Source organism: Streptomyces sp. NBC_00080 (assembly GCF_045041255.1).
Taxonomy (GTDB): Bacteria; Actinomycetota; Actinomycetes; order Streptomycetales; family Streptomycetaceae; genus Streptomyces; species Streptomyces coriariae.
In genome coordinates, this window is sequence record NZ_CP108235.1 from 3,492,863 (window position 1) to 3,516,008 (window position 23,146).

General features: G+C 71.9%; 23 protein-coding genes. 9 read left to right on the plus strand and 14 right to left on the minus strand.

Annotated elements, in window-relative coordinates; genetic code table 11:
• Positions 1 to 29: 29 nt before the first annotated feature.
• The 10 genes from fabG to OHU34_RS15340 form a co-directional block, all read right to left on the minus strand.
• Complete coding sequence (fabG, locus tag OHU34_RS15295) at positions 30 to 782, minus strand: 3-oxoacyl-ACP reductase FabG (protein WP_020127989.1); 753 nt, start codon at positions 780 to 782, stop codon at positions 30 to 32.
• A complete protein-coding gene (gene sbnB, locus OHU34_RS15300; RefSeq protein ID WP_142266011.1) occupies positions 779 to 1,807 on the minus strand; it encodes a 2,3-diaminopropionate biosynthesis protein SbnB in 1,029 nt (342 codons plus the stop codon). The genes fabG and sbnB overlap by 4 nt, the downstream gene beginning before the upstream one ends.
• On the minus strand, positions 1,804 to 2,880 hold the full coding sequence (gene sbnA / locus OHU34_RS15305; RefSeq protein WP_142266010.1) for a 2,3-diaminopropionate biosynthesis protein SbnA: 1,077 nt from the start codon (positions 2,878 to 2,880) through the stop codon (positions 1,804 to 1,806). Before sbnA ends, sbnB begins: the two co-directional genes overlap by 4 nt.
• Complete coding sequence (locus OHU34_RS15310) at positions 2,877 to 5,204, minus strand: lantibiotic dehydratase (RefSeq protein ID WP_142266009.1); 2,328 nt, start codon at positions 5,202 to 5,204, stop codon at positions 2,877 to 2,879. The genes sbnA and OHU34_RS15310 overlap by 4 nt, the downstream gene beginning before the upstream one ends.
• Complete coding sequence (locus OHU34_RS15315) at positions 5,201 to 6,391, minus strand: PLP-dependent aminotransferase family protein (protein ID WP_230194751.1); 1,191 nt, start codon at positions 6,389 to 6,391, stop codon at positions 5,201 to 5,203. The genes OHU34_RS15310 and OHU34_RS15315 overlap by 4 nt, the downstream gene beginning before the upstream one ends.
• Positions 6,392 to 6,396: 5 nt before the next feature.
• Complete coding sequence (locus OHU34_RS15320) at positions 6,397 to 6,651, minus strand: acyl carrier protein (RefSeq protein WP_020127994.1); 255 nt, start codon at positions 6,649 to 6,651, stop codon at positions 6,397 to 6,399.
• On the minus strand, positions 6,632 to 8,161 hold the full coding sequence (locus OHU34_RS15325; RefSeq protein ID WP_142266007.1) for a class I adenylate-forming enzyme family protein: 1,530 nt from the start codon (positions 8,159 to 8,161) through the stop codon (positions 6,632 to 6,634). Before OHU34_RS15325 ends, OHU34_RS15320 begins: the two co-directional genes overlap by 20 nt.
• Complete coding sequence (locus tag OHU34_RS15330; protein ID WP_142266006.1) at positions 8,148 to 9,086, minus strand: ACP S-malonyltransferase; 939 nt, start codon at positions 9,084 to 9,086, stop codon at positions 8,148 to 8,150. Before OHU34_RS15330 ends, OHU34_RS15325 begins: the two co-directional genes overlap by 14 nt.
• A 152-nt stretch (positions 9,087 to 9,238) precedes the next feature.
• Complete coding sequence (locus OHU34_RS15335; protein WP_020127997.1) at positions 9,239 to 10,033, minus strand: ABC transporter permease; 795 nt, start codon at positions 10,031 to 10,033, stop codon at positions 9,239 to 9,241.
• A complete protein-coding gene (locus OHU34_RS15340; RefSeq protein ID WP_142266005.1) occupies positions 10,030 to 10,989 on the minus strand; it encodes an ABC transporter ATP-binding protein in 960 nt (319 codons plus the stop codon). Before OHU34_RS15340 ends, OHU34_RS15335 begins: the two co-directional genes overlap by 4 nt.
• Positions 10,990 to 11,217: 228 nt before the next feature.
• Here OHU34_RS15340 and OHU34_RS15345 point away from each other — a divergent pair, with 228 nt between their 5' ends.
• Entirely contained in the window at positions 11,218 to 11,385 is a 168-nt protein-coding gene (locus OHU34_RS15345; RefSeq protein WP_160160001.1) for a hypothetical protein, read from the plus strand.
• Positions 11,386 to 11,394: 9 nt separating this feature from the next.
• Positions 11,395 to 11,976: a Uma2 family endonuclease gene (locus OHU34_RS15350; RefSeq protein WP_230194752.1), complete on the plus strand. Its 582-nt coding sequence runs from the start codon at positions 11,395 to 11,397 to the stop codon at positions 11,974 to 11,976.
• Between the two features lie 269 nt (positions 11,977 to 12,245).
• Here OHU34_RS15350 and OHU34_RS15355 read toward each other — a convergent pair whose 3' ends face one another.
• On the minus strand, positions 12,246 to 14,426 hold the full coding sequence (locus tag OHU34_RS15355) for a DEAD/DEAH box helicase (protein WP_405766796.1): 2,181 nt from the start codon (positions 14,424 to 14,426) through the stop codon (positions 12,246 to 12,248).
• A gap of 146 nt (positions 14,427 to 14,572) precedes the next feature.
• On the opposite strand from OHU34_RS15355, the gene OHU34_RS15360 reads away from it, so the two are divergent.
• Both OHU34_RS15360 and OHU34_RS15365 read left to right on the plus strand, forming a co-directional pair.
• Positions 14,573 to 14,824, plus strand: a complete 252-nt coding sequence (locus tag OHU34_RS15360; RefSeq protein WP_018845686.1) for a hypothetical protein — start codon at positions 14,573 to 14,575, stop codon at positions 14,822 to 14,824.
• Entirely contained in the window at positions 14,824 to 15,216 is a 393-nt protein-coding gene (locus OHU34_RS15365) for a type II toxin-antitoxin system VapC family toxin (protein ID WP_142266002.1), read from the plus strand. Before OHU34_RS15360 ends, OHU34_RS15365 begins: the two co-directional genes overlap by 1 nt.
• 127 nt (positions 15,217 to 15,343) lie before the next feature.
• Here the strand turns inward: OHU34_RS15365 and ychF are convergent, their stop codons facing one another.
• On the minus strand, positions 15,344 to 16,432 hold the full coding sequence (gene ychF / locus OHU34_RS15370; protein WP_142266001.1) for a redox-regulated ATPase YchF: 1,089 nt from the start codon (positions 16,430 to 16,432) through the stop codon (positions 15,344 to 15,346).
• A gap of 422 nt (positions 16,433 to 16,854) precedes the next feature.
• Here ychF and OHU34_RS15375 point away from each other — a divergent pair, with 422 nt between their 5' ends.
• Positions 16,855 to 17,244 carry a DUF6542 domain-containing protein gene (locus tag OHU34_RS15375; RefSeq protein ID WP_142266000.1) on the plus strand — a complete coding sequence of 130 codons (390 nt, stop codon included), beginning with the start codon at positions 16,855 to 16,857 and terminating at the stop codon, positions 17,242 to 17,244.
• Positions 17,245 to 17,379: 135 nt separating this feature from the next.
• On the opposite strand, the gene ppgK is transcribed toward OHU34_RS15375, so the two are convergent.
• Entirely contained in the window at positions 17,380 to 18,126 is a 747-nt protein-coding gene (gene ppgK / locus OHU34_RS15380; RefSeq protein WP_142265999.1) for a polyphosphate--glucose phosphotransferase, read from the minus strand.
• A 53-nt stretch (positions 18,127 to 18,179) separates the two neighbouring features.
• Positions 18,180 to 19,247 (minus strand): 4-hydroxy-3-methylbut-2-enyl diphosphate reductase, encoded by a 1,068-nt coding sequence (locus OHU34_RS15385; RefSeq protein ID WP_142265998.1) that lies wholly within the window; start codon positions 19,245 to 19,247, stop codon positions 18,180 to 18,182.
• Positions 19,248 to 19,351: 104 nt separating this feature from the next.
• On the opposite strand from OHU34_RS15385, the gene OHU34_RS15390 reads away from it, so the two are divergent.
• The 4 genes from OHU34_RS15390 (at position 19,352) to OHU34_RS15405 (ending at position 23,110) form a co-directional block, all read left to right on the plus strand.
• Entirely contained in the window at positions 19,352 to 20,734 is a 1,383-nt protein-coding gene (locus tag OHU34_RS15390) for an APC family permease (protein ID WP_405766803.1), read from the plus strand.
• 104 nt (positions 20,735 to 20,838) lie between these two features.
• A complete protein-coding gene (gene xseA, locus OHU34_RS15395; protein WP_142265996.1) occupies positions 20,839 to 22,056 on the plus strand; it encodes an exodeoxyribonuclease VII large subunit in 1,218 nt (405 codons plus the stop codon).
• Positions 22,057 to 22,101: 45 nt separating this feature from the next.
• Complete coding sequence (locus tag OHU34_RS15400) at positions 22,102 to 22,326, plus strand: exodeoxyribonuclease VII small subunit (protein WP_020128007.1); 225 nt, start codon at positions 22,102 to 22,104, stop codon at positions 22,324 to 22,326.
• Between the two features lie 193 nt (positions 22,327 to 22,519).
• A complete protein-coding gene (locus OHU34_RS15405; protein WP_142265995.1) occupies positions 22,520 to 23,110 on the plus strand; it encodes a malonic semialdehyde reductase in 591 nt (196 codons plus the stop codon).
• Positions 23,111 to 23,146 lie beyond the last annotated feature (36 nt).

Genomic DNA, 23,146 nt, shown 5'->3' on the forward strand with positions numbered 1-23,146 from the left:
AATGGTGTGCAACTACTGTTTTCTGATGGCTAGTTGGGGATCATCCCGCCGTCGACGGTGAGCACCTTGCCGGTGATGTAGGAGGCGGCGGGAGCGGCCAGGAAGGCGGCGGCCTGGGCCACCTCGGCCGCGGTGCCCATGCGCCCCATCGGGATGACCTGGAGGGCCTCCTTCATGTGGGCCGGCGGCACCTTCTTGACCATGTCGGTGTCGATGAACCCGGGCGCGACGACGTTGACCCGGATGCCGCGCGGGGCGACCTCGTACGACAGCGTCTTGGCCATGGCGATCACCCCGCCCTTGCTGGCGGCGTAGTTGGCCTGGCCGGCCCGGCCGGCGATGCCGCTGGTGGAGGCGATGAAGACGATCGCGCCGCCGCTCGCGTACATCTGCTTGGTCGCCTCGCGAGCGGTGTAGAAGGTGCCGGTCAGATTGGTCCCGATGACCTCCTGCCACTTGGCGGAGCTCATGGCGGCCAGGTGACCGTCGGCGGTGACACCGGAGTTGAGGACGGCGACGTCGAGACGCCCCCAGGCCGCCTTCAGCTGCTTGTACATGGCGGCGACCTGGGCCTCGTCGGAGACGTCCGCCCGGACCGGCAGGGCCTCCCGGCCGAGTTCGCGGATCCGCTCGGCGACCTCCTCGGCCTTCGCCTCGTTGGAGCGGTAGTTGAGGGCCACGTCGCAGCCGTGCTCGGCCAGGGTGAGCGCGATCGCCGCGCCGATGCCGCGCGAGGCGCCGGTGACGAGGGCCTTGGTGCCCTCGGCGAAGAAGGTGCTCATGCGGCCCTCCCCGCCATCGCCGCGGTGACGCGGTGGCTGCCCGGGTCGAACCCGGCGGCCTCGGTGCCGAGGCCGGCCGCGGTGGCGGCCTTGAGGACCGCCTGGGCGACCGCGAGGTCGAGGATGCCGAGCCCGAAGGGCGAGAAGACGATCGTGCCGTCCGTGGCCGGCGGCTCGGAGCAGCCCAGCACGGTGGCGATCTCTGCGTGCACGAACTCCCGGTGCCCGGTCTCCTGCTCGGCCCGGTGCAGGGAGGTCCGCTCACGGACGGCGTGCTCGATGTCGTCGACCACGTTGTACGCGCCGAGCACCGAGCCGGTGCTCAGGTCGCGCAGCGACAGGTGCAGGATCACCTGGCGGGACGGGCGGTCGGGGTGGTCGGCCAGGTCGAGCCAGTACGTCGAGTCGGTGGTCGCGATGCTCACCGTCTCGGCGCCGAGCGCCGCGGCCACGTCACCGGTGCGGAAGGTGATCCCCGGGTACTCGCACTCCAGTTCGGCGGCGAACACCTCGGCACGGCCCGGGACCACGTCCTGGAGCACCACGGTCTCCAGCTCGGGGTGGGTCAGGGTGAGGAAGGCGAGGACCCGCTGGTTGATGGTGCCGCAGCCGATGAGCCCGGCCGTGCGCACCGGACGGGAGCCGTGCAGCGCGCCGCTGGCGAGGGCGGCGCTCGCCGCGGTCCGGGAGGACGAGATCTGGCTGCCTTCCAGCAGGGCCTGCGGATATCCGGTGTCGAGGTCGTTGAGCACCTGGACGGAGGAGGCCCGCTGGAGACCCCGCTCGACGTTGGCCGGGAAGGACGAGATCCACTTCAGGCCCATCACGGGCTCCGGGCCGCCCAGGTAGGCGGGCAGGGAGATGATGCGCGAGCCGGCGGGCCGCGGCGGGCGCAGGAAGCTGGAGAACGGCACCTGCGAGTGGCCCTGGCCGTGCAGCACGTAGGCGCTGCGGACCGCGTCGAGGACGGCGGGTCCGAGGCCCTTCAGGGCCACTTCGACGTCGTCGCGACCGAGGATCCTCATGACTGACTCCTTTCGTGGTCGGTGGTGTCGGGAACGGTGTTGTCGTCGGTGAGCGGGAATTCCTTGAAGCGGTCCTCGACCCAGGAGTCGGAGTAGACGGTGTCGAGGTAGCGGTCGCCGCCGTCGGGAAGGACGGCCACGCAGGTCGCGCCCGGTTCGATCCAGGACGCGGCGGCCTGGAGGGCGGCCACGACGGCACCCGAGGAGCCGCCGGCGAGGATGGACTCCTGGGCGAGCAGCTGCCGGCATCCGCGTACGCAGTCGAAGTCGGTGACCTTGACGATCCGGTCCGCGAGGCCCGGCCGCAGCAGCGGGGGCACGACCGCCGCCCCGTGTCCGGGAATCGTGCGCCGGTGGGTGAGCTCCCACGGCTCCGGCGGGCCGAAGATGACGCTGCCGACCGCGTCCACCGCCACCACGTTCGTGGCCAGGCCGTGGTCGCGGATGTACTCGGCGCAGCCGCGCAGCGTCCCGGTCGTGCCCGCCGCGAGGAACAGGTGGTCGGGGCCGCCCGGGAGGGCCTCGTGGATCTCCCGCATGGTGTGGTGGTGGGCCCGTGAGTTGTGCTCGTTGGCGTACTGGTTGGGCCAGTAGGCGTCCGGGACGCTCGCCAGGAGCGACCGCACCCGCTCGATCCGGGCCGGCAGGTACTCGCCGGTGGCCGGGTCGCGGTCGACGACCTCGACCTTGGCGCCGTACGCCCGCATGATGGCGGCGTTCTGCGGGGTGGTGCGCGGGTCGATCACGCAGATCAGGTTCAGCCGGTAGAAGTTGCACAGCTGGGCGAGGGCGATGCCCAGGTTGCCGGAGGAGGACTCCACGACCGTGGACACGCCGGGGACGAGCTTCCCCGTCCGGATGGCGTGCTCGATCATCGACTTGGCGGCGCGGTCCTTGATCGAGCCACCGGGGTTGAAGCGCTCGCACTTGGCGTACACCTGGAACCGTGCGGGCGGGAACAGGCGGTCGAGGGCGACCAGCGGGGTGCCGCCGATCGTCGCGACGATGTCGGGGTCCCGGGTGCGGGTGGCACGGACCGCGAGGGCCGCGCCGTCGGAGGCGAGGACGGTCATTCCGGCACCTTTCTGCTGATCTGGAGCCGCAGTTCGCTGACGAAGCGCTCGCCGTCGGCGTCCGGCAGCCAGGAGTCCTCCGGAGCCGGCAGCGGCTCGCTGAGGGTGATGACGGCGTCGGGGTCGAGCCGGCGCGCGGCCCGGACGAGGTTGGCGAAGGACAGCACCAGCGTCGGGCTGGTGAAGTCGACGAGGGACGGCTTGGTCTCCTCGGGGAACTTGACGAAGAGCAGGTCGGGCAGGGCGTGTTCGGCCACCCACCGGCGGACGGCGAGATAGTCGCGCTCCCGCTCGGCCTTGTCGGGCAGGGCCGTTCCGGCGGCCGGCAGTCGCCAGGTCTCCCGGAACAGGACCAGGTCGTCGAGGCTCACGCGCGGGGCGTGCGGCCGGTCCAGGCCGATCTTGAAGGCGTCCGCGGCGATGATCGCGACGGGCACCGCGAGCAGCTCGGCGATGCTCCAGACACCCCCGTCGGGGGTGGTCGCGGTGACCGTGCCGTCCTGCTCCGCCAGGCCCACGGAGACCGCCGGATCGACGCGGGCGCGGTCGTCGTACGGGGCCCGGGTGAAGCCGATCAGCCGGTCGCCGGCGCCGATCGGGGCGGGCACCATACGGCCGCTGTTGCGCTTCCACTCGACCGGCAGCAGCGGCACCAGGCGCCGGGCGCCGATCGCCGCGTTCACCTTGTCCCGCAGCGAGCCGGCGTCGGTGGTCCAGTCGAGGAACGGCAGGTCCAGCGTGGCCAGGCAGGCGTGCAGTTCGCCGAGGACGGTGGTGTAGTCGCCGGCGTTGAAGGCGTCGACGGACCGGGCCACCACCTGCAGGTCGGGGCTGTGCACGGCGAGATGGGGTGAGCGCACCGGACCGGTCGCGAAGACCTCGCGGGCCCGCTCCTGGAGGTCGGTCACCGACAGGCGGACCGGGGCCCGCTGTGCCTCGGCCAGGTTCAGCACCTCGCGCCACTTCTCGGCGAGTTCACGGGTCGCGGTCTGCACCGGGGTGGCGTGGTCGCCCCAGAACAGCCCGAGCACCTGCGTCCACACGTCGGCGAGGGTGACGTCCCCGCGGCGGCGGGCCGCGGCCTTGCGGACGAACCCGGCGACCTCCGCCTCCACCAGCTCGGCGAGCCGGTTGCCGAACCAGTCCGCCGCGTCCGCGACCAGGGCCAGCGGACGGGCGATCCCGTCCAGGAAGTCCCGCCCCAGGTCCATCCGGCAGTCCCGGAGGGAGTCCTGGTAGCAGAGCGTGCGGCCGGCGTACGCCTTGCCCTCGTCGCGGGAGGCCGACTGTCCCGTCGTCCGGACGAAGAACTCGTCGAGCCGGTCGAGCGCCGCCACGAGCTCCTCGGCGCTCGACGCGCGGTCGATGCCGTCGCGCAGCCGGTCGAGTCCGGTGAGGACCGCGTCGAAGCGGACGAACAGCTCCGGGTCGCCGATTCCGGCCACCCGCCGGCGCAGCACCTCCTCGGCACGGACGTCGACGGGGATGTTGGCGTCCCAGGTCAGCACCCGCTGCCGCAGCAGCCGGGTCAGGACCTTCTCCACCCGCTCCCGCGCCGTCGCCGGATCCCAGCCGGTCGCCTCGGCGATGGCCTCGCCGCCGCGGTCGCCGTCCACCAGGCGCAGCACCCGGACGTCGTCCTCGCGCAGCCGCACCGTACGGCCGCCCTGCATGACGAGCCGGTCGCCGTCGAGGTGCACGTCGGGCCGCAGCATCGGCGGGAACCACCAGCGGGCGCCCGGCTGCCCGGCCATCCAGTCGGCCAGCGCGGCCACCGTCCAGCGTTCGAGGAAGGTACGGCTGCGCGAGGTCAGCGAGGGGCCGACATCGAGATCGACGGCGCGCTGCCCCTGCCCGACGGAGATCCACGCCCCGGGGCCGAAGAAGCCGATGGTGTCGGCCTTGGCGCAGTACCGCAGCCAGTACATGGCGAGAGTGCGTTCCCGCTGCCGGCGCTTGGACTCCTTGCCCTTGCGCGCGGCGAGGGAGTCGAGGATCTGGTAGACGGTGCGGTTCTGCCAGGCGATGGCGGTGCGCACCTTGTCGTCGGTGGCGAGCCGGGCCAGCCGCCCGGCCTCGGCGTCGGTGTCGGCGCGGTAGGCGGCGCTGAAGGCCTCCTGCCCGTCCGTCCCGCCGCCGGCCTCCAGCAGCCGCGCCGCGTGGGCGGCGCGCGGTCCGCCGATCAGGCCGAGGCCGGAGACCGGGAAGCCCGCGCTGCGGAGCAGTCCGACGCCCCACACCCGCCAGGCGCTGTCGCCCAGCCGGTACGACGGTCCGAAGGCCGTCCAGTCGAGCGTGCGGGTCGCTTCGAGCGTGCCGGTCATGCCGCCGCCCCTTCCGCCGCCCGTTGGCCGAGCGCGGCCGCCAGCCGGGAGATCCCCTCGGCGATCCGCTTCTTCGGCACGTGGCTGAAGCACAGCCTGAGCGCGTCGGCGTTCTCCCCGCCGATGCCGAAGTGGGAGCCGGGCACGAAGGAGACCCCGTGCTCGGCCGCCGCGTCGGCGAAGGTGTTCGTGTCGACGCCGTCGCGGTGCCGCAGCCAGATGTAGAAGCCGCCGTCCGGCCGCTGCCACGACCAGGGCCCGTCGGTGCCGAGTTCGGCGTCCAGCGCGTCGGCCATCAGCGTCGACCGCTCCCGGTAGCTCGCCCGGTAGGCGTCGACGAGGTCGGTCCAGCCGGACCGGGTGTGGAACGCGGCGAGCGCCGCCTGGGCGAGCGCCGACGGGGACAGCGCCATGATCTCGGTCGTACGGCGCAGGGTGCTCGCGAGTTCCGCCGGCGCCGCGATCCAGCCGCAGCGCAGCCCGGGCGCGAACACCTTGGAGAAGGTGCCGAGATAGATCACCCGGTCGGGGTCGAGGCCCTGGAGGGTGTCGGTGGTCCGCCCGTCGAAGCCGAGCAGGCCGTAGGGGTTGTCCTCGACGATCAGCAGGTCCAGCTCCCGGGCCACGGCGAGCAGTTCCTGCCGGCGGGCGACGGAGAGGGTCGCGCCGGTCGGATTCTGGAAGGTCGGGTTGCAGTACAGGAGGCGTGCGGTGCGGCCGTCGGCGCGCAGTTGCCGCACCGTCTCGCGCAGTCCCTCGGGGTCGAGCCCCTCGGCGTCCTCGGGCACCGCGTGCGGGTGCAGTCCGGCGGTGCGGAAGGCGGCCGCGGCGCCCGGGTAGGCGGGGGTCTGGCACAGGACCGTCTCCCCCGGGGCGGCGAGGCCCAGGGCCACCGCCATCAGCCCCATCTGGGAGCCGCCGGTCGGGACCAGGTTCTCGGGGTGGGTGCGCCCGCCCTCACGAGCCATCAGGTCGGTGATCGCCGGCACCAGGGCACCCGCGACATGCGGGGTCGTGTACTGCAGGGCGAGCTTCCCGCCGAGCCGCAGGAGCCGGGAGAGCTGGGCGGAGAGGACGTCCAGCGGCAGGACGTCCAGGTCGGGCAGGCCCCCGGCGAAGGAGATCAGGTCCCCGCCCCGCTCGAACAGTCGCGGCATCTCCACCGCGGGTCGTGTGTCGGTCCACATGGCGGTCAGCTCCCGGTTCTGGCCGGCAGTGCGGCGGCCAACTGGTCCTGCACGCAAGCCAGCAGGCCGGCCGAGGAGGTGAGCGCCGGGTCGGCGAGCGCCTCGGGGTCGATCTCGATGCCGTACTGCTCCTCGACGGCCATCACCAGGGCGATGGTCTGGAGCGAGTCCACGCCGAGGTCCACGAGCGGGGTCTGCGGGTCGGTGACCGTGACGGCGCAGATCTCCTCGACGAGCTGGTCAAACTGCGACTGGTTCATGGGTGGTCCTCGTCTGTGTGGGCTGTCGTGTCGTCGGTCCGATGGGGCGGGGGTCGTCGGCCCGGACCAGCAGCTCGACGGCCTTGCGGTCCGGTTTGCCGTTCGCGGTCAGCGGTACGGCGTCGAGAGGGACGATCCGGTCGGGCAGCCGGGCCCGGTCGAGGCGCAGCCGCAGCCGGTCGCGGACCTCTTCGGGCGTCAGGGAGGTCTGCACGGCCAGGAGCAGGGGGGCGTCCTCGGTCTCGGGCCGGAGCGCCACCGCCGCGATCACGCCGGGGATCCGCTCGGCGGCGTCCTCGATCTCGGTCAGCCCGAGGCGGATCCCGCGCCGCTTGATCATGTCGTCGTCGCGGCCGACGAAGTAGAGCCGGCCGTCCTCGTCGAGGTAGCCCTGGTCGCCGGTGTGGAGCTCCAGCGCGCCGTCGGCGCCGCGGACGTAGCGGTGCTGCGCCTCCAGCGGGATGCCCCAGTAGCCGGCCATCACGGTGGCGCCGGCCACGACGATCTCGCCGACCTCGCGGGGGCCGAGCTCCCGCCCGTCGCCGTCGACGATCCGGACCAGGTCGCCGGGGATGGGCCGCCCGACGGAGTCGGGGTGGGCGGCGTACTCGGCGGGGTCGAGGATCGAGATGCGCTTGCACTCGGTCATGCCGTACATCGAGGCGAACTCCGACCCCGGGAAGACCTCCAGGAGTTCGGCCATGACGGCCCGGCCCGGTCGGGCACCCGTGTTGGTGAACAGCCGCACCCCGGTGGGCCGCCGCAGCCTGCTCTGGAGCAGGGCCAGCATCTGGGCCAGCGAGGGCACGAGCGGGACGACCGTCACACCGTGCCGCTCGATCGTCCGCAACAGGCCCCGGTCGCCGCCGCGTTCGGCGAGAACGAGCGTGCCGCCGGTACGGGCGCAGAGCAGGGCCTGGTAGAGGCCGTAGTCGAAGGAGAGCGGGAGCCGGCACAGCACCACGTCGTCCGCGGTGTAGCCGAGGCAGGTGCCCACGGCCTCGACGGCCGCGATCATCTGCCGGTGCGGGCAGACGACGCCCTTCGGGCGCCCGGTGGTGCCCGAGGTGTAGATCAGCATCGCGACGCCGTCGTCCGGGATCCGGGCGGCGAAGCCGTCGGCGGCGGCGTCCCGGATCTCCTGCCGGGCCTGCCCGACCGGGACGGTCCGGCCGGCCCGCTCCCCCGCGCCGGGCGGGCAGATCGCCAGGGCGGCCGAGCAGTCCTCGACGATGCCGGCGACCTGGAGGTCGGTCAGGTCGGGGTGGACGGGGACGAAGACGGCGCCGATCCGCAGGGTGGCGTGGAAGAGGGCAAGGAAGGTGCGGTCGTTGCCACCGGCGTGGACGACCCGCTGCCCGGGGGCGATGCCCTGGGCCCGCAGCCAGCCGGCCGCGCGGTCGACGTCCGCGCCGAGCTCGGCGTAGGTGAGGGTGCCGTCGCCGTCGACGACCGCGGGGTGGTCGGGGCGCTCGGCGCGGGCGCGCTCGAAGAGGTCAGACACCGGCATGGGCGGGTTCCTCCTTACGGGTGCTCTCGCCGATGCGCACGAGGGCCTTGCCGATGTCGCGGGCCGTGTTGACCGGGAGGACGTCGAGTTCGGGGTGGCGGCGCTTGAGGATGTTGGCGAGGGTGCGGGCGGGCGGCAGGGACACCGTCAGCCCGGGTGCCAGGCGGGCGAGGGTCTCCAGGCACAGGTCCCAGCGCACCGGTCGGACCACCTGCTCGACGAGCCGTCGGCGGACCTCCCCGGGGTCGGCGACCACCTCGCCGTCGGCGTTGGAGAGCAGGGCACCGCGGGGGGCCGCGAAGTCGGTGGCGGCGGCCGCGGCGGCGAAGGCCTGCCGCGCGGACTCCATGTACGGGGTGTGGAAGGCGCCCGCGACCGGCAGGGGTTTGACGGTCGACCCGTGCGGGGGCGCCGCCGCCAGCTGCTGGAGGCGCTCGGTGAGCCCGGCGGCCACGATCTGGCCGGGACCGTTGAACGTGGCCGCGTACAGGCCGAGTTCGGCGATCCGCTCCAGCACCGGGGCCTCGTCGCCGCCGACCACGGCCGCCATCGAGGTGGGTGCCTCGGCGCAGGCCGCGGCCATCGCCCGGCCACGGACCGCGGCCAGCCGTACCGCGTCGACGGGTGTGAGGACTCCGGCGTGGGCGGCGGCGGTGAGCTCGCCGACCGAGTGCCCGGCCGCGACCGCGGTGCCCGCCGCCGCCAGCGCCTCGTGGGCCAGCAGGCCCTGGGCGACCAGCAGCGGCTGGGTGTTCTCGGTGCGGGCGATCTCCGCGGCCGAGGCCCGGGTGCCCAAGTGGACGAGATCGCAGTCCGCGGCCTCGGACCAGGCCCGTACGCGCTCGGCGTGGACCGGGTCGCGCAGCCAGCCGGCCATCATGCCAGGGGTCTGGGAGCCCTGACCCGGCGCCATGATTGCGAACATGTGTTCTATCCCCCTTTCGTGTTGAGCCCGTCGCACGGCGCTCGGGCCGGCGGGCGGTGGGATGCGGATGGGTTTCGGTGAGGCGAGGCGAGGTGGGGCGAGGTGACGTGAGTTGGAGCCAGGTGAGGCGGAACGGCGCCGGGTGGGGTGGGCTACTGGCGGCCGGTGCTCTTCGCGAACCGGCGGACGGCCATGAAGCCGAACCCGGCGAACCAGGCGACGATGTTGAAGACGGCGCCCGCCAGGCTGGAGTGCTCGCCGCTGAAGCTGTAGCCGTCGGTGAGGGCGTAGCGGGCGAGGGTGGAGACGCCGTACATCGGCGTGTACCGCGAGATCTCGAGCATGGTGCCGCTCAGCGGGATGAACAGGTTGCCGAGGAAGGCCAGCGCGGTCATCGTCAGCCCCGGCATGTGCATCACGACGTCGGGCTTGAGGGCCAGGCCCAGCGAGATGCCGAGCGCCGCGAAGACCGCGGCCCCGAGCCAGGCGACGACCAGGGACGTCACCCACACCTCGGCGTCGGCGTGCGCTCCGGTGACGAGGCCCAGCACTCCGACGATGGCCACCGGCACGGCGGCCATCACCACCGAGCACAGGACCTTGACGAGCAGGTATCCGGGCGGGGCGAGCGGGCTCAGCGCGATCGTGCGCATCCAGCCGGCCGACTTCTCGACCGAGATGGTGGCCGCGGAGCTGGTGGCGGCCATCGCGGCCCCGTACACGGCGAGGCCGATCATCATCCAGGCGGCGAAGTTGCCGTGCGGCAGCGTGCCGTGGGCCGGCGCGGTACGGAACAGGGCGAGGTAGAGGACGGCCGGGAGGAGGAGGGTGAAGATCGTGGTCTGACGGTTGAAGCGGCGGGCCAGCTCGTAGCGGACGAAGGTGGGGTTGACTCCGCTGAACGAGGAGGCGCGCGGGCGGGCGGGCGGCGCGGTCAAGGTGGTCATCGCGGGCCCTCCTGGCCGGTGCGGCCGGCTTGCGTGATGGCCATGAAGGCCTCTTCGAGGCTTCGGGGCGCGACCTCGATCTCGGTGGCGGAGGTCCGGGTGACGAGCAGCCGCAGCAGGGCGTCGGAGTCGGTGGCGTCGAAGTAGTGGCGATCGCCGCGGACCGCGACCGACCGGACGGACGGCGAGCCGGCCACCGAGGCCGCGTCCTGCGGGCTGATCAGCGCGGAGACGGTACGGCCGCTGATACGGGTGCGGACCGAGGAGGCGGACCCGTCGGCGACGACCCGCCCCTGGTCGACCATCACCACCCGGTCGGCGAACTGGTCGGCCTCCTCCATGTAATGCGTGGCGAACAGGACCGTCATGCCGTGTCGGGCGTCCTCGCGGACGGTGGCCCAGAACTCGCGGCGGGCCGCCACGTCCATCCCGGCGGTCGGCTCGTCCAGCACCAGGAACTCCGGGTTCGACAGCAGCGCGATCGCGAACCGCAGCCGCTGCTGCTCACCGCCGGAGCACTCGGAGACCCGGCGGTCCCGCAGCCTGGTGACGCCGGCCCTGCTCATCACGGTCTCCGGGTCGGCGCCGGGGTGCAGCGAGCCGAGCATCCGTACGGTGGCCTCGACGGTCAGGTCGGGCAGCAGTCCGCCGCTCTGCAGGACCGCGGCCACCCGGCCGGCGCGCACCGCCTGCTGCGCCGCCTCGCCGAACAGCTCCACCTGCCCCGAGTCGGGCCGGGTGAGGCCCAGGAGCATGTCGATCGTGGTCGTCTTGCCCGCGCCGTTCGGTCCGAGAAACGCCACGACCTCGCCGCGCCGGATCCGCAGGTCCAGCCCGTCCACAGCGGTGAACTCCTCGCCCTTGGCGTTGGCGAACCGCTTCACGACCGCGCTGAGCACGGCGGCATCCGGTGACGTCACCTCCCCCGACGCCGGGCGGAGTTGGGTTTCGGTCATCTTCAGGTCCTCACGATCCGGTGGGGGGTGGCTTGACGAGAAACACTCTTGCGCCCACCGCTATCCGCCCGAACCGAAGCGGCTATCCCTGCCCTATCGAGCCCCGGACCGACACCCCGAGGAGGCCGGCAGAGCCCGTGAGCCCGCCCTGCCCAGGCGCCCTTCCCACACCTCTGACCAGCACTTCCGCCAGTACCTCCGCCCAGCGCCTGCGTCGGCCTCCGACGGGTGTCCCGACCGTCCCGCGAACTGCGGACCACGGTCGACACGGCCGGCGAGAACCTCTTCGTCGCCGTCCCCCGGATCGACCAGACCGACCCGACCGGGAAGGGTGGCCGGATGCCGTCGCACGAGGTCACTGCGGACGACACCCCTCGTGACGGCCGCGATCGCTAGGGTTGACCCATGACCGCACTGCCCGACTGGATGCGCCCGCCGCGCGAGGAAGGCTGGCTCGCGGAGGACCTGGACCGCCTCCCCGAGGCGCCCCGCCACACCGAGCTCATCGACGGAGCCCTCGTCTTCATGATGTCGCCCCAGCGCTGGTGGCATGGCCACCTCGTCACCATGCTCACCGTCGCTCTTATGGAGCAGGCGCCCGCCGATGTCAGGGTCGGCCGCGAGATGACCATAAAGCTGGACGCACGGAACCGGCCCGAACCGGATCTGCTGTTGACGACGGCCGACTACGACGGAGACCGCACCTGGTTCGCACCGGACGAGGTGCGGCTCGTGATCGAGGTCGTCTCCCCCGAATCCGCCCACCGCGATCGCACCGTGAAGCTCCGCAAGTACGCGGAAGCCGGAATCCCGCACTACTGGTGCATCGAGGACGAGGACGGCGCGCCTGTGGTCCACGTCTACGAACTCGACGAACCGACCGGCGCCTACGCACCCGCCGGTATCTTCCGGGGCGTCCTGGAGCGCCCCGTGCCCTTCGAGATCAGCCTGAATCTCGACAAGCTCACTCCGCCCCGGCGTGACTGACAGGTCGGCACCGACGCGGTGGCAGTACGGGTACGCAGAAGGGGCCGGGCTCCATGAGCCCGGCCCCTTCTGACCTGTCCGCCCGACGAATCGCCCGGCGCGGAGCGTCCGAACGCCTACACGTTGAAGCGGAACGTCTGCGGACTGATCCTGACCTGCGGCGGAGCCCCATCTAGGGCCCTGAACTGGGACTTCTCGGTTGGCATGCGTTGGCTCCCGACGGCCGTTCACGGGTGTCCCGCGGACTGGCTACGGACCGGAGGACACCCTCACTCGGATGACGTGGGCCTCTCGTCCGTCATACCCAGACGTGCCTGTTCCTCCTCGACGATCCGACGTGCCAACTCGGTGTCGGACACGTCGACCGCGTCCGGGGTGGCTTCGGCCACGGCGCTGCGGCGGGCATAGGCATCGAACAGGCGCGTCTTGGTCTCCAGCATCTTCACCATGCGTTCGTCCACGCCTCCGGTGGCGAGGAGACGGTGCACACGAACCGGCCTGACCTGGCCCATACGATGGGCCCGGGCCACCGCCTGATGTTCGATGGTCGGCTTGATCTGGGGTTCGCAGATGACGACGACGGAGGCAGCCTGCATGTTGAGGCCGACGCCCGCTGCCTGGATCTGTCCCAGGAGCACCGCCGGACCCTGGACACCGGCGAAGTCGTCGACGATCTCCTGGCGACGCTGGGCCGGGACGCCGCCGGTCAGCGGACCGAACACCGGAGTGGCCCTGGCGGTCCCGGCCGCGAGGGCCTCCTTCACCACGCCCAGCACGTCCTTGAAGTTGGAGAAGACCACCGTCTTCTGCCCGTTCTCGCCGGCCTCCTGAACGATCTCCCGGAGCCGGTCCAGCTTGGCCGACTTCTCGGGGCGCAGGTAAGCGGCCCTGCGCATGGCCATGAAGTTGCCCGCGCGCACGGCTTCGCGGTACGCCTCCTCGTCCGAAGCGCTCAGCTCCTCCCACTCGTCGGTCTGCTGAAGGCTCGGGAGTTCCGTCAGCACGTCCTCCTGGTTGCGCCGCAGGTAGACCGGGGCCACAGCCTTGCGGAAGGCGACCGATCCGGCCAACGCGTCCCGTTCACCGAGGGAGTCCGCGACATCGCCGTCGAGCATCCGGACCAGGTTGCGGAACTCCACGACCCTGTTCTCCATCGGGGTTCCGGTCATGAAAAGGGCGCGCTCGCAACGCTCCGCCCACAGGCCGACCGCTTGGGACCGCTTGGCCTTCGGGTTCTTCACGGAGTGCGCTTCGTCGACCACCAGCAGCCCGACTTCCCCACCGCCCGGTGCCGGAAAGCCGCGCAGCGCGTCGAACGTGGTCACCCCGACGCCGCCCCGTCCCTTCCAGTCGGCGAACGCATAGTGCCGGTCGGGACCGTGGAGCACCATGACGCGCAGGGCGCTGCGGGCCTCGATCTCCCGTGTCCAGTTCACGAGGACGCTCGCCGGGCAGACGACCATGAAGTGACTCCGCGTCTCGGCGGCAAGGTGGGCGAGGACGGCGATCGCCTGGATGGTCTTCCCGAGGCCCATCTCGTCGCCGAGTATCACCTTGCGCTGCGCAAGCGCGAAACGCGCGCCGAATGCCTGGTAACCGCGCAGGGAGACCCGCCGGTGCGTGTCGTCGAGGTGCTGGGTCCGTACCCGCTCCGCGATCTCGTCCGGCAGAAAGCCCTCTGCGGCAGCCGTGTCCGGCGACCGCCCGGAGATCTCGGCGAGCAGGCTGTAGTACTCGGCGGAGCGGAGTTCGAAGTCCACCCAGGCCACGACGTCGGACGAGAGCCCCCGGAGCAGGTCCACCGACGCCTGGGCGAGCAGTTCCGGCAGGCCGGCCTGCTCCGCCTCGTCCACCAGCGACCGGGTCTCGGCGACCGCCGCCCACGCGCGAGCCTTCTTCTCCCGGCCGGCCAGAAGCATCCGGACCCTTCCGGCGGCGGGTTTCGCGTCGGCCAGCAACGGACCGAGGCGTTCCGCCAGGGCGGTGGCCTTGTCGACCGCACGCCGGGCGTCCGGCCCGGCCTCCACCAGGACGTGCAGGGCCACGACGAGCGCGGTGGTGCTCGGTTCCGGCCGGTCCACGTCGATGTGGACGGCCACGGTCTCGTGCACGGCCTCGGAGAGCCGGCGGGCGGCGGCGAGCATCTGGTCGACGGTGCGCTGCCCTACACCGGGAATCTGCCGCAGCCGATAGGGGCCCGCTTCGAGCACACTGCCCAGGGTGCGCAGTCCGCTCTCCTCGACGCTCCCCAGCCGCAGCCGCCCTTCGGTGACGTCCTGCAGCCGGGCGACGGGAATGGCGTCGAGCTCCTGCTTCACCGCCGCGTCGTGGATCGGCTTCAGTGCCGCCCGTACCGCCTCCACCGCCCTTCCGTGGTCACCGACCACTGCCTGCGCCGCCTCATACAATCGCGCTCCCCTCGCGACCGTGTCCCGTTCGCCACGCCCCACGCTTCCCGCCCCTCTCTGGCCCTCCCCGCATCTTCCCACCGCCCACACCCGGCCTCGATGAGCGTTCGCAGCTCCCTGCGGACCGACCGAACCTCGGGTCAGTCATTCACACCCCCAGGCTTACGACCGCCGGTAGGATCAGCACCATGAGCGGTAGTAGGAAGTATTCGATCAGCCTGCCCGAGGATCTCGCCGAGGCCGTACGCGCCCATGTCGGGCCCGGCGGTTTCTCCGCCTACGTCGCCGAGGCTCTCGAACAGAGGGTCGCCATGGACAAGCTGCGGGAGATCGTCGCCGACTTCGAGACCGACAACGAGGCTCTCACCCGCGAGGAGGTCGAGGCCGCCCGGGCGCTGCTGCGCCACGACCACCGGCAGGCCGGCGGGGCCGCCGCCTGATGCCCGGCACCCTCCTGCTCGACAGCGAAGGACTCTCGAAGCTCTATCGCAAGGACCGCACCGTCGTGGCCCTGGTCCAGGCGGCGTCGGAGGAGGGCGTCCGAGTCGCCACCAGCGCCATGACCACGCTTGAGGCCGACTACGAGCGCATTCACCCGGCCCGCATCAAGTGGGTCCTCTCCCGCGTCGACGTCCACGACGTCACCAAGGAGATCACCGACCGGGCCGCCGTCCTCCTTCGCACCCATCACCTTCACGGCCACAAGTACGCCATCGATGCCGTTCTCGCCGCCATCGCCCGCAACGCGCCCCAACCGGTCACCGTCCTCACCTCCGACCCCGAGGATCTGACACTCCTGTGCGGCCCTTCCGTGGAGGTCGTCAAGGTCTGAGACCGCGTCGCCGCCATGCCGCCCGGCCAAACGCTGTCACCGCATCGCGGGATCGAGGACCCACTGCGGACACACAGCTGTGCCCGACCCAGCAACAGGCGGGTCGGGCACAGGTACTGACATAGCGTCAGACGTTGAAGCGGAACTCCACCACGTCGCCGTCCTGCATGACGTAGTCCTTGCCTTCCATGCGGGCCTTGCCCTTGGCTCGGGCCTCGGCGACCGAGCCGGTCTCCACCAGGTCGGCGAAGGAGATGACCTCCGCCTTGATGAAGCCCTTCTGGAAGTCGGTGTGGATGACACCGGCGGCCTCGGGCGCGGTGGCGCCCTTCTTGATGGTCCAGGCGCGGGACTCCTTGGGGCCGGCCGTGAGGTACGTCTGGAGGCCCAGGGTGTTGAAGCCGACGCGGGCGAGGGTGGCGAGGCCGGGCTCATCGGCGCCGACCGACTCCAGCAGCTCCATCGCGTCCTCCTCGTCCAGCTCGGCGAGGTCCTGCTCCAGCTTGGCGTTGAGGAAGATCGCCTCGGCCGGGGCGACCAGCGCGCTCTGCTCGGCCCTGAACTCCTCGTCGACCAGCTCGTCCTCGTCGACGTTGAAGACGTACAGGAAGGGCTTGGTGGTGAGCAGGTGCAGGTCGTGCAGGAGCTCCTCGCGCCCGGAGCCCTGGACGATGCCCGCGGAGAAGAGGGTGTCGCCCTTCTCCAGGATCGCCTGCGCCGCCTCGACCGCCGCGACCTTCGCCGCGACCTCCTTCTTGATCCGCGACTCCTTCTGGAGGCGCGGCAGGACCTTCTCGATCGTCTGGAGGTCCGCGAGGATCAGCTCGGTGTTGATCGTCTCGATGTCGTCCTTGGGCGAGACCTTGCCGTCGACATGGACGACGTTCTCGTCCTTGAAGGCGCGGATGACCTGGCAGATCGCGTCGGACTCGCGGATGTTCGCCAGGAACTTGTTGCCCAGGCCCTCACCCTCGCTCGCGCCGCGCACGATGCCCGCGATGTCGACGAAGTCGACGGTCGCCGGGAGGATCCGCTGCGAGGAGAAGATCTCGGCCAGCTTCGTGAGGCGGGCGTCCGGGACGCCGACCACGCCAACGTTCGGCTCGATCGTGGCGAACGGGTAGTTGGCCGCCAGCACGTCGTTCTTGGTCAGGGCGTTGAACAGGGTCGACTTGCCGACATTCGGCAGACCGACGATTCCGATCGTGAGCGACACGTTGCGACTTCCCGTGGTGAGAGGGCCGGAAGGCCAGTTCCCGGAGTGAGAGGGCCAGGGGCCAGAGAGCTGACCGGTCCACCAGTTTACGGCGTGCCCGGCGCCGCCCCGGCGGACCTGTCGAACGCATGGCCAAGCTCGGCCCCACGGCGTGTCCGACACCCGATTCGGCACATAAACCGACCTAAGTTGGTCCGGTGGAGCAACACAGGACGCGCCCCCCGGCCCAAGGCACCCGCCGCGACCCACCACCCCTGCCGCCCCAGGCCGGTCGGGATCCGGGCCGCAAGCAGCCGCGCCCGGCGGGTGGCCCCGGCCGGGCCGGCGCCCCGCGCTCCGGCGGACCCCGTCCCGCCCCCGCCGGGCGACGGCCCGCGCCGCCCCTGGAACGGGCGGCGCGGACAGGGCGGACGGCGCGCCGGATGCCGAACCCCCGGCTCACCGGACTCGGCGGCGGGCTGTTCAGCGGGGTGCTGATGTTCGGCATCGGCTGCCTGGACCAGCTGCTGTTCGGTGCCTCACTGACGGTGTACAGCGTGCTGTTCCTGCCGGTGTGCCTGCTGACGGCCCTGTGGGTGCGCGGGGGCGACCTGCTGTCCGCGCCGGTCGTCGTGCCGATCGCCTTCGCCGTGGGACTGCTGCCCGTGTCGGAGGGCGGGAACGGCGTCGGGGCGCGGCTGTTGGGCCTGGTGACGGCACTGGCCACACAGGTCGGCTGGCTGTACGCCGGAACGCTCGTGGCAGGAGCCGCCATCCTGGCGCGCGGACTGCGCCGGGCAGCGGCCCGCCGACAGACCGCAAACCACCACTAGCCGCGACCCGCCGCCGCCGACGGCACCACCGCCGAGCGCCGAGCACCACCACCGCCGTCGGCCACTGGGCCGACCGGCTACCAGGCGGCCGGGCGGCCGGGCTGGAGGTCGGGCAGGCAGCCGGGCGGCCGGGGGCTACTCGCTCTTCGCCGCCCGCATCGCCGCTCCCACGATGCCCGCGTTGTTCTGCAGTTCGGCCGGGACGATCTCCGCCCGGATGCCTTCGATGAGGTGCAGGAACTTGTCGGCCTTGCGGCTGACGCCGCCGCCGATGATGAACAGTTCGGGCGAGAAGAGCATCTCGACGTGGGCGAGGTACTTCGTGACCCGGCGGGCCCAGTGTTCCCAGGTCAGCTCGCCGTCCTCCTTGGCCTTGCTGGAGGCGCGCTTCTCGGCGTCGTGCCCGTGCAGCTCCAGGTGGCCGAGCTCGGTGTTGGGGATCAGGACGCCGTCGACGAAGAGGGCGCTGCCGATGCCCGTGCCGAACGTCAGCAGGATCACCGTGCCGCTGCGGTCGCGGCCGGCGCCGAAGGACACCTCCGCGACGCCCGCCGCGTCCGCGTCGTTGACCACCGTCACGGGCAGACCGCCCAGCCGCTCGCTGAAGAGGGCACGCGCGTCCGTGTCGATCCAGCTCTTGTCGACGTTGGCCGCCGTACGGATCGTGGAGCCGCCGGTGACCACGCCCGGGAAGGTCAGGCCCACCGGTCCGGTCCACTCGAAGTGCTCGACGACCTGCCGCACGCCGTCGGCCACGCCCTCGGGCGTGGCCGGGTGCGGGGTGAGCACTTTGTGGCGCTCCTGAGCCAGGTCGCCCCTGTCCAAATCCACCGGGGCACCCTTGATCCCGGAACCGCCGATGTCCACGCCGAAGATCTGCATGGCCCTACGTTACGACGGTCGACTGACAGTCACTCACTCGGCCGAGGTGTCGGTCAGCTGTCCGCCGGACCGGACACCGCATCGGACGACGTGCCGGACGCGGCCTCGGACGCCGTACCGCTGCCGCCCCGCTGGGCCGCCAGGGCCGCCGCCTCCTCGCGCAGGTCACGGCGGAGCTCCTTGGGCAGCGAGAAGGTGATGTGCTCCTCGGCCGCCTTGACGAGCTCGACGTCCCCGTAGCCACGCTCGGTGAGCCAGGCCAGGACCTCCTCGACGAGGACCTCCGGGACGGAGGCGCCGGAGGTGACACCCACCGTGGTCACGCCCTCCAGCCACGCCTCGTCGATCTCGCTCGCGAAGTCGACCAGGTAGGCCTCGCGGGAGCCGGCGAGCTTGGCGACCTCGACGAGCCGCTTGGAGTTGGAGGAGTTGCGGGAGCCGACCACGATCACCAGCTCCGCCTCCGCGCCCATCTGCTTCACCGCGAGCTGACGGTTCTGCGTGGCGTAGCAGATGTCGTCGCTGGGCGGGGAGATGAGCTGCGGGAACTTCTCCTTGAGGGCGTCGACCGTCTCCATGGTCTCGTCGACCGAGAGGGTGGTCTGGGAGAGCCACACGATCTTCGACGGATCGCGGACCTCCACCTTGGCGACGTCCTCGGGGCCGTCGACGAGCTGGATGTGCTCGGGGGCCTCGCCGGAGGTGCCGATGACCTCCTCGTGGCCCTCGTGCCCGATCAGGAGGATGTCGTAGTCCTCGCTGGCGAAGCGGACGGCTTCCTTGTGGACCTTGGTGACCAGGGGGCAGGTGGCGTCGATGGTGGCCAGTCGCCCGCGCGCGGCCTCCTCGTGGACGACGGGGGCGACGCCGTGCGCGGAGAACATGACGATGTTGCCCGGGGGGACCTCCTCCGTCCGCTCGACGAAGACGGCGCCCTTTCGCTCCAGGGTCTGCACGACGTACTTGTTGTGGACGATCTCGTGCCGGACGTAGACCGGCGCCCCGTACTGCTCCAGGGCCTTCTCGACGGCGATCACGGCACGGTCGACACCCGCGCAGTAGCCCCGGGGGGCGGCGAGCAGGACACGGCGGCGGCCAGGCGAAGCAGTCATGCGTCCCATCGTAAGGCCGCGCCCGACGGGTCGGAGATCACCGCTTTGGGGAGACTGGGCGGACCGGCGGTGAGCCGAGGGGGGTGGCCAGGACCCGACGCGCGGAGGCACTGATGTCCGAGACCGCCGACACCGGCACCCAGGACCGTCCGGCCCGGGAGGGCCCCGGACACCTGCGGCGCAGCCTGCGCTTCCGCGACCTGGTCGTCTACGGGCTGCTGTTCATCGCGCCCATGGCGCCGGTCGGCATCTTCGGCACCTTGGACGCGAAGTCGCACGGAGCGGTGGCGCTGGTCTACGTCGTCGCGACGGTCGCCATGGCGTTCACCGCTTTCAGATACGCGCAGATGGTGCGGGTGGTCCCCCAGGCGGGCTCGGTGTTCGCCTACGCGCGCGTGGCGCTCGGCGAGAAGACCGGGTTCGTGGCCGGCTGGATGGCGCTGCTGGACTACGTCCTGATCCCGGCCGTGGCGTACCTGTTCTCCGGCATCGCGATGAACGCGCTGGTCCCGGAGGTCTCCCGGTGGGTGTGGACGGCGCTCGCGGTCGTGATCACCACCCTGCTCAACCTGTGGGGCGTGCGGGCGGCGGCCCGCGTGGGCTTCCTGGTGCTGGCGCTGGAGATCGTCGTCCTGGTCGTCTTCGTGGTGTCCGCGGTGGTGGTCCTCGCGCGCGACGGTGCGGAGCGCGGCTGGCTGTCGCCGTTGAGCGGAGACGGCTCGCAGGGGGCGTTCGCGCTGTCCGCGGTGATCGGCGCGGTGTCGGTGGCCGTCCTGTCCTATCTGGGCTTCGACGCGATCGCGAGCTTCGCGGAGGAGGTCACCGGGGGCTCGGAGAAGGTCGCGCGGGCCCTGTTGTTCTGCCTGGCGCTGGCCGGCGTGCTGTTCGTGACGCAGACGTATCTGGTGGCGCTGCTGGAGCCGGTGTCGTCCGCCGAACTGGCCGCCGATCCCGGTCGGCAGGGGTCGGCGTTCTATGACGCCGTGGACGTGTCCGTCGGTACCTGGCTGCACGATCTGGTGGCGGTCAGCAAGGCGATCGGGGCCGCGTTCGCCGCCCTGGCCGGACAGGCGGCGGCCGGCCGGCTGTTGTTCGCCATGGGACGTGAGCGGCGGCTGCCGCGGGTGCTGGCCCGGACGGACGGGGGCGTGCCGCGGGTCGCGCTGCTGTGTTCGGCCGTCGTCACGATGGTCGCGGCGGTGTGGGCGGCGCGCCGCGACGACGGGATCGATCACCTGGTGTCGGTGGTCGACATCGGCGCGCTGACGGCCTTCACCTTGCTGCACGCGAGCGTGGTGGGGTGGTTCGCGGTGCGGCGGGTGGGTGGCCCGGTGGTGTGGTGGCGGCATGTGCTGATGCCGGTGGCGGGTGCGGCGATCACGGTCGCGGTGATCGCGGAGGCGTCCGGCACGGCACAGGCGGTGGGCCTGATCTGGCTGGGGGTGGGAGCGGTCGTGCTGTTCGCGCAGCGCGGGCGGCCGCGGGCCGCCGCCTAGGGGTACGCCGCCGCTCCGCCTGCCCTTTCCCCGGCCCCCGCCCTTTCCGGCCCCCGGGGGGCGGGACCCCCGGATTGTCGGTGACGGCCGATACGCTCGGGCGCATGGCTGTGAACACGTCCGCGGACGCCCCGCTGCCCGTCGGCGAGGTCTCGCGGCTCATCGGAAGCTGGATCGAGCGGCTCGGCGCGGTGTGGGTCGAGGGGCAGATCACCCAGTTGTCGCGGCGCCCGGGTGCCGGCGTGGTGTTTCTGACGCTGCGGGACCCGTCGCACGACATCTCGGTGAGCGTGACCTGCTACCGGCAGGTCTTCGACGCGGTCGCGGACGTCGTCGGGGAGGGCGCGCGGGTCGTCGTCCATGCGAAGCCGGAGTGGTACGCGCCGCGCGGCCAACTGTCGCTGCGGGCCGTCGAGATAAGGCCGGTGGGGGTCGGTGAGCTGCTGGCGCGGCTGGAGCAGCTGAAGAAGTCCCTGACCGCGGAGGGCCTGTTCGCCCCCGCCCGGAAGAAGCCGCTGCCCTTCCTGCCACAGCTCATCGGGCTGGTGTGCGGACGGGCCTCCGCCGCCGAGCGGGACGTCCTCGAGAACGCCCGGCACCGCTGGCCCGCCGTCCGCTTCGAGGTGCGCAACGTCGCCGTCCAGGGCGTGCACGCGGTCACGCAGGTCGTCCAGGCGGTGAAGGAGCTGGACGGCCTGGACGAGGTGGACGTGATCATCGTCGCGCGCGGTGGTGGCAGCGTGGAGGATCTGCTGCCGTTCTCCGACGAGCAACTGGTCAGGGCCGTCGCGGCCTGCCGTACTCCGGTCGTCTCGGCGATCGGGCACGAGCCGGACAACCCGCTCCTCGACCATGTGGCCGACCTGCGCGCCTCGACGCCGACCGACGCCGCGAAGAAGGTCGTACCGGACGTCGGTGAGGAACTGGAACGGGTGCGGATGCTGCGCGGGCGGGCGCGCCGGTGCGCGCAGGCGTTCCTGGAGCGGGAGGAACGCGGGCTCGCCCACGCCCTCGCGCGGCCGGTGATACAGGATCCGCACCGGATGATCGACGAGCGGGCCGATCACGTCTCCTCGCTCGTCGACCGTTCGCGGCGCACGCTCGGACACCTCCTGGACCGCGCCGACTCCGAGCTGACCCACACGCACGCGCGCGTGGTGGCACTCTCACCGGCCGCGACGCTGAAACGCGGGTACGCGGTGCTCCAGAAGGCCGACGGGCACGTGGTCCGGGATCCGGCCGAGGTGACGGCCGCCGAGACCCTGCGCGCGCGGGTCGCCGAGGGCGAGTTCACCGTCCGGGTCGACGACGTCGGCAACTAGTCACCAACGTCCACAACGACCACAACGACCACTGGGATTGGGTGCATGACGAGCAAGACGGACGAGGCGCTCGGGTACGAGCAGGCCCGCGACGAGCTGATCGAGGTCGTACGGCGTCTGGAGGCGGGGGGTACGACGCTGGAGGAGTCCCTCGCCCTCTGGGAGCGCGGTGAGGAGCTGGCCAAGGTGTGCCGGCGCTGGCTGGAGGGCGCCCGGGCGCGGCTGGACGCGGCGCTGGCCGAGGAGGGCGAGGCGGAAGAGGGGGAGTGAGCCGAGGCGCTCTCGGCGGGGGCGGTGAATCGGGCCTGTCCGGTGACCCGTGCAGTGCAAGCCTGTGAAGCGGATCACCCCACTCCGGGTTTTGTTGAACCTTGAACCTTCCCCGCGTACTGTCGGTGTCGTCAGCCTATCCGGACCGCGGTCCGGTACGGGATCCGGACGTCACCACCGAGGAAGTTCCCGCATGTCTCTCGTTCTCGACCCCACCGCCCAGGACCTGCTGTTCCGCGAGGCCCACACCGCGAACACCTTCACCGACGAGCCGGTGACCGACGAGCAGGTCCAGGCGATCTACGACCTGGTCAAGTACGGGCCGACGGCGTTCAACCAGACCCCGCTGCGCATCACCCTGGTCCGCTCCGCCGAGGCCCGCGAGCGCCTGGTGCAGCACATGGCCGAGGGCAACCGGCCCAAGACCGCCACCGCCCCGCTGGTCGCGATCCTCTCCGCGGACAACGAGTTCCACCAGGAGCTGCCGACCCTGTTCCCGGCCTTCCCGCAGGCCAAGGAGCTGTTCTTCAGCGAGCGTCCGGCCCGCGAGGGCGCCGCCGCGCTGAACGCCGCCCTCCAGGCCGCCTACTTCATCGTCGGCGTCCGCGCCGCCGGCCTGGCCGCAGGACCGATGACCGGCGTGGACTTCGAGGGCGTCCGCAAGGAGTTCCTGGACGACGACCACACCCCGCTGATGGTCGTCAACATCGGCAAGCCGGGCGAGGGCGCCTCCTACCCGCGCTCCCCGCGCCTGGCGTACGACGAGGTCGTCACCACCGTCTGAGACCGGTGACATGCGAAGAGGCTCCCGCCGAGCACG